This is a genomic window from Mesorhizobium sp. M2C.T.Ca.TU.002.02.1.1 (assembly GCF_003997225.1).
The window spans coordinates 1-5,629 of record NZ_RZTO01000387.1 but is presented as its reverse complement, the minus strand read 5'-3'; the positions used below and the strand labels follow the sequence as shown (position 1 = coordinate 5,629).

The following is a 5,629-nucleotide window of genomic DNA, read 5'->3' as shown; positions in this document are numbered from 1 at the left end:
AGTTGACACAACGACGACATGCACCAGCGCTAAGCCGCCCGTGGCGGACCAGTTCAGCGCGACCACGAGTGCGTCGCAGGATGTGCCTTCCATCACAGGGGAACTGACCATGAAATCGCGAAATCTTGCCCTAGCCATGACCTTCGCCGCGGCGCTTCTCGACTCATCGGCGCTTGTCGCACCGGCCTTGGCCGACGGCGTCGTCACCATATACTCGGCCGACGGCCTGCATGACGGCAACGGCAGCTGGTACGAGACCGAGTTCGCCGCCTTCACCAAGGCCACCGGCATCACCGTGCAGTACATCGAGGGTGGCTCGGGCGGCGTCGTCGAGCGCGTCGCCAAGGAGAAGTCGAACCCGCAGGCAGACGTTCTCGTCACGCTGCCGCCCTTCATCCAGCGCGCTGCCGCCGACGGCCTGCTGCAGGATTTCAAGCCCGAAGGTTCCGACCAGATCGAAGGCGGCACCGACAAGTACCGGCCGCTGGTCAACAACTACATGAACTTCATCTACAACGCTTCGGCGCTTTCGGAAGCGCCGAAGAGCTACAACGACCTGCTCGATCCGAAGTTCAAGGGCAAGATCCAGTACTCGACGCCCGGCCAGGCGGGTGACGGAACCGCCGTCATGCTTGAGATCATCCACGCCTTCGGTGGCGAGGATGCCGGCTTCGACTTCATGAAGAAGCTGCAGGACAACAATGTCGGCCCGTCCGCCTCGACCGGCAAGCTGACCGCGCTGGTCAACAAGGGCGAGCTGCATGTCGCCAATGGCGACCTGCAGATGAACCTGTCGCAGATGGCCGACAATCCCAATATCAAGGTGTTCTGGCCCGCCGGCCCCGACGGCACTCGCTCCACCTTCGCGCTGCCCTATGAAATCGGCCTGGTCACCGGCGCGCCCAACGGCGACAATGGCAAGAAGCTGATCGAGTTCCTGCTCTCCAAGGAAGCGCAGTCGACGGTGAGCTCGGTCGCGCTCGGCCTGCCGGCCCGCAAGGATGTGAAGCCGGACGACGCCAATTTCGCCAAGGCGCAGGAAGCGATGAAAGGCGTGACCATCTGGGCGCCGAACTGGGACGAAGCGCTCACCAAGCTGCCTGACTACGTCAAGAAGTGGAACGAAGCGACGGGAAGTTGATCTCCTGGTGAGCAAATCCGGAGGAGCAGCCATGTCGGTGCCCGCGTTCACGGGAAGCAATGTCATGGACGTCGACGCCGCGAAAATTCGCGGCGCCGGCTCCAACGTTCACTTCGACAAGGTCAGCGTGGCCTATGGCGCGCATGTCGTGCTGCATCCGCTGACGCTCGATATCGCGCCCGGCGAGATCCTGGCGATGATCGGGCCCTCCGGCTCCGGCAAGACGACGGCGCTTCGGGCCGTCGCCGGTTTCGTCCGGCCGGCGAGCGGGCGCATCCGCATCGGCGCCACCGACGTGACCGATCTGCCGCCCTACGAGCGAGGGCTCGGCATGGTGGTGCAGAATTACGCGCTGTTCCCGCATATGCGGGTCGAGGACAACGTCGCCTTCGGTCTCAGGGCGCAAGGCGCCGACAAGGCGCTGATCGGCGAGCGCGTCAAGGACTCGCTTGCGACCGTCGGCATGTCGGGCTTTGCCAAGCGCTATCCGCGCGAGCTTTCCGGCGGCCAGCAGCAGCGTGTCGCGATCGCCCGGGCGCTGGCGGTCAGGCCGCGCGTGCTTCTGCTCGACGAGCCGCTTTCGGCGCTCGACGCGCAGATCAGGCGCAACATGGTCGAGGAGATCGCCAAGCTGCATCGCGACCTGCCAGGGCTGACGATCCTCTATGTCACGCACGACCAGACCGAGGCGCTGACGTTGGCCGACAAGATCGCCATCATGCATGACGGAAGGGTGTCATCGCACGGGCCGACGGCCGAGCTTTACCGACGGCCGCCGAACCGCTTCACGGCCGAGTTCCTCGGCCGCGCCAACCTGTTGCCGGTCACGGTCGCCGAAGGCGCCGCCGGTCCGAAGGGCCTCGCCAAGGCCAGGCTCGGCGATGCGGTGCTCGCGGGCGCCGCACGCGGCGAGAAGCCCGGCGACAAGACCTTGCTCTGCATCAGGCCGCAGCATCTGAGCCTCACCGGCGACGAAGAGCATACCAACAGGATCGTCGGCACGCTGAAGGAAGTGCACTGGCAGGGCGAGCTCACCCATCTGGTGCTCGATGTCGACGGCACGCCGGTGCGCGTCGCGGCGACCAGGCTGCCGGTCAGCCTGCCGGAGCGTGGCTCGACCATGCCGCTCTTCTTCACGCCCGGCGACACGTCGCTCGTTCCGGAAGACGTCCGTGGTTGACGCGGCCGTCCTTCACGCCCCGATGACCAGAAAGGTGCCCGGCCGGCTCTGGATCGTGCCGTCGGCGGCGCTGCTGGCGCTCTTGTTCTTCTATCCGCTGGTGCTGATCGTCCAGCAGGCCTTTGCCGACGACAGCGGCATGGCGAACGTCGCCGAATTCGTTCGTGTCCTGCATGCGCGCTTCTTCCTCAACGCGCTCGTCAACACCATCACCATTTCCGTCGCGGCGACGGCCGGATGCCTGATCGTCGGGCTGGTGCTGGGGCTGATCCTCGCCTTCGTGCCGTTTCCCGGCAGCGGCGTCATCGCCCGGCTGATCGACACCTTCATCGCCTTGCCGACCTTCCTGGTGACGCTTGCCTTCACCTTCCTCTACGGCTCGGCCGGCATGCTCAATGCCGGGCTGATGGAAGTGTTTTCGCTGCAGGCGCCTCCCGTCAACTTCCTCTACTCGACCTGGGGCGTGGTGCTGGCCGAGGTCACCGTCTACTCGCCCTTCGTGCTGCGTCCGCTGCTCGCCGCCTTTTCGCTGGTCGATCGCGGCCAGATCGAAGCGGCGAGCGTGCTCGGCGCGCGGCCCTTCCGCATCGTGCGTCAGGTGATCCTGCCGGCGGCCGTGCCGGCGCTGATCGCCGGCGGCAGCCTGTGTCTGTTGTTGACGGTGAACGAGTTCGGCATCGTGCTGTTCATCGGCGCCAAGGGCGTCATCACTTTGCCGCTGCTGATCTACAGCAAGGCGATCCAGGAATCGGCCTATCAGGTCGCCTGCATCATCGCGGTCATCAACATCGCGCTGTCGCTCGGGCTGTTCGGGCTCTACCGCTTCGCCGCCGGCCGGCTGGGAGCATAGGGATGCTGGTCTGGTCGCGCCCCGGTCGCATGCTGATCTGGACAGTCTTCGCGCTGCTGTTCGGCGTGCTGTTCCTCGCCCCGCTGGCGGTGATCCTGCTTTCCAGCCTGGCCGACCAGTGGAACGGCGTGCTGCCGAGCGGGTTCACGGTCGAGCACTACACCGACGTCGCGCAAGGGGCGGCGTGGAAAGCGGTCAAGGCGAGCCTCGTCACCGGCTTCCTGGCCAGCGCGCTGGCGCTGGTCAGCGGCACCTGGGCAGCACTTGCGCTGCGTATCCAGGACGCAACTTTGGCCAGGGTGCTCGGGGTGCTGTTCTTCATTCCAAGCGCGGTGCCTTCGGTGTCCGTTGGTCTCGGCCTACTGGTGGCCTTCAGCCATCCGCCGCTTTTGCTCAACGGCACCATCGCCATCGTCATGGTGGCGCATTTCGTGCTGATCTCGGCCTTCACCTTCGGCAATGTCTCGGCTGGGCTGGCGCGGCTTTCGCCCGATTTCGAGCAGGTGGCGTCGAGCCTTGGAGCGCGTCCCGCCTACCGGCTCTGGCACGTCACGTTGCCGCTGCTTACGCCCTATCTGGTCGCAGCCTTCGGCCTGAGCTTCGCGCTGTCGATGGGCGAGCTTGGCGCCACCGTCATGGTTTATCCGCCGGGCTGGGTGACGCTGCCGGTGTCGATCTTCAGCCTGACCGACCGTGGCGATGTCTTCGCCGGCGCCGCGCTGACCATGGTGCTCGTCGCCGTGACGCTCATCCTGCTGCTCGGGCTCGAACGCGTCGCCGGTCGGCAGACGAGGTCGTAACCTCGCAAGTCTAGGACGACCGCACTTTGCCGTAGCGTTTGATCAGGCGATCGCGCTTCAGGCGCGACAGCCTCTGCGTCCAGAAGAGCCCGTCGAGCTGATCGATTTCGTGCTGGTGGCACACCGCCAGCAGACCTTCGGCGTCCTCGAAATGCTCCTTGCCCTCGAGATCCTGATAGCGAACCCGCACGCGGGCGTGACGCTCGACATCTTCCGTCACGCCAGGCATCGAAACGCTGCCTTCTGTATGGCGGATCGTCTCGGTCGAGGCCTCGACAATCGACGGATTTACATAGATCGAAGGCTTTGCGGCGGGAGGCATCTGGATCACGACAAGGCGTTTCAGAATGCCGATATGCGGGCCGGTGATGCCGATGCCGGGTGCCGCGTGCATGGTGTCGATGAGATCGCCGGCCAGGTTGCGCAGATCGCTGTCGAACAGTTCTACGGGATCCGCGACGGTGTGCAGCAGGGGATCGGGGAACTTTATGATCGGCCGGACCGCCATGCGTCAGCCCACCGGCTTCTGCAGCACGTCGAATTGCGGGTTGGTTTCCGAGAATATCGGCAGAGCCGCGGCACCGAGGACGGACGTGTCCTTTCCCGCGGCGCCGACCATGACGCGCGGCGTGGCGCGGGCGCTGGTCGAGCTCACCGAGAGATGGAGCGGTTCCAGCCGACTGGCCAAAGCCTCGATCACTGGCAACGGCATGAAGCCGCCGAGGACGACGGTTTCGGGGTCGAGCGCCATTTCCAGGATGTCGATCGCCTGCCGCAATGGCTCGACCGCCTCGGCGAGCCAGGCTTCGAAGCGGCTGTCGCCGCTTGCTAAAAGCTGTTCCAGCAAGTCGGGAGAGGCATGGTCGGGATCCGCCAGACCGAGCCTGTCATAGGCTGCGCGCAGCGAGACGTAGCGCTCCAGGCAGCCGCGCTTGCCGCAATCGCATGGCAGGCCGCCCGGCCGCACGATGATGTGGCCGATCTCGCCGGCGTTGTGGCGGCTGCCCTTGTAGAGATGGCCGTCGAGGAAAAGCCCGGCGCCGAGGCCCGTGCCGATGAACAGATAGACGAAACTGCCGAGCTTGCGGGCGACGCCATAGAGCCGCTCGCCTATTGCCGCCGCAGTGGCGTCGTTCTCCACGGTGACGGCGATGCCGGTCAGCTGTTCCAGCTCTTCGGCTACCGGAAAATCCTGCCAGCCGGGAAGGGCGGTCGGGCCGACCGAGGTCATGCCTTCGACGCCGAACGGCCCGGGCATCGCCATCCCGATGCCGAGCAGCCTTTGCCGTTCCAGTCGAGAGGTTGCGATCAGGTCGCTCGAGATCGTGGCAAGCAGCGGCATGGCCTCTGTGGGAGTGGGCTGGTCGACATTTCTCTCGATGCGCGCGCGCATCGCGCCGGAGAGATCGGTGACGACGCCGACAGCCAGTTGGTGGTCGAGCTGCAGGCCGATCGAATAGCCGCCATCGGGGTTGATGGAGTAGGGGACCGCCGGCTGGCCGCGCGCGCCTTTCAGCGTCGCTTCCGGGCGTAACAGCCCGGCCGCTTCCAATTCCTCGACGATGTTGGAGATGGTTTGCGACGACAGCGCTGTAAGCCTTGCAATCGCCGCCCGCGACAGCGCGCCGTTGGTGCGGATCGCCTCGATCACCACACGC

Annotated in this window: 6 protein-coding genes; 4 read left to right on the top strand and 2 right to left on the bottom strand. The window is 65.6% G+C overall.

Annotated elements, in window-relative coordinates; genetic code table 11:
* The first annotated feature begins 109 nt into the window (after window positions 1-109).
* Genes EOD07_RS20055 through EOD07_RS20040 form a run of 4 tightly spaced genes read left to right on the top strand, consistent with a single transcriptional unit; the run spans window position 110 to window position 3,971 of the window.
* Complete coding sequence (locus tag EOD07_RS20055) at window positions 110-1,141, top strand: 2-aminoethylphosphonate ABC transporter substrate-binding protein (protein ID WP_127236702.1); 1,032 nt, start codon at window positions 110-112, stop codon at window positions 1,139-1,141.
* A 31-nt stretch (window positions 1,142-1,172) separates the two neighbouring features.
* Window positions 1,173-2,321: an ATP-binding cassette domain-containing protein gene (locus tag EOD07_RS20050; protein WP_127236701.1), complete on the top strand. Its 1,149-nt coding sequence runs from the start codon at window positions 1,173-1,175 to the stop codon at window positions 2,319-2,321.
* Entirely contained in the window at window positions 2,314-3,171 is an 858-nt protein-coding gene (locus EOD07_RS20045) for a 2-aminoethylphosphonate ABC transporter permease subunit (protein WP_127236700.1), read from the top strand. Before EOD07_RS20050 ends, EOD07_RS20045 begins: the two co-directional genes overlap by 8 nt.
* Window positions 3,172-3,173: 2 nt before the next feature.
* On the top strand, window positions 3,174-3,971 hold the full coding sequence (locus tag EOD07_RS20040; protein ID WP_127236699.1) for an ABC transporter permease subunit: 798 nt from the start codon (window positions 3,174-3,176) through the stop codon (window positions 3,969-3,971).
* A 10-nt stretch (window positions 3,972-3,981) separates the two neighbouring features.
* On the opposite strand, the gene EOD07_RS20035 is transcribed toward EOD07_RS20040, so the two are convergent.
* Window positions 3,982-4,479: a peptide deformylase gene (locus tag EOD07_RS20035; protein WP_127236698.1), complete on the bottom strand. Its 498-nt coding sequence runs from the start codon at window positions 4,477-4,479 to the stop codon at window positions 3,982-3,984.
* 3 nt (window positions 4,480-4,482) lie between these two features.
* The coding region (locus EOD07_RS20030; RefSeq protein WP_164772372.1) for an ROK family transcriptional regulator at window positions 4,483-5,629 on the bottom strand (1,147 nt) is incomplete at its 5' end.

What these genes read in the sequence shown, in the direction of transcription:
- EOD07_RS20040 (WP_127236699.1), top strand. Translation starts at nt 3,174, where the DNA reads ATGCTGGTCTGGTCGCGCCCCGGTCGCATGCTGATCTGGACAGTCTTC.
- EOD07_RS20050 (WP_127236701.1), top strand. Translation starts at nt 1,173, where the DNA reads ATGTCGGTGCCCGCGTTCACGGGAAGCAATGTCATGGACGTCGACGCC.
- EOD07_RS20035 (WP_127236698.1), bottom strand. Translation starts at nt 4,479, where the DNA reads ATGGCGGTCCGGCCGATCATAAAGTTCCCCGATCCCCTGCTGCACACC.
- EOD07_RS20055 (WP_127236702.1), top strand. Translation starts at nt 110, where the DNA reads ATGAAATCGCGAAATCTTGCCCTAGCCATGACCTTCGCCGCGGCGCTT.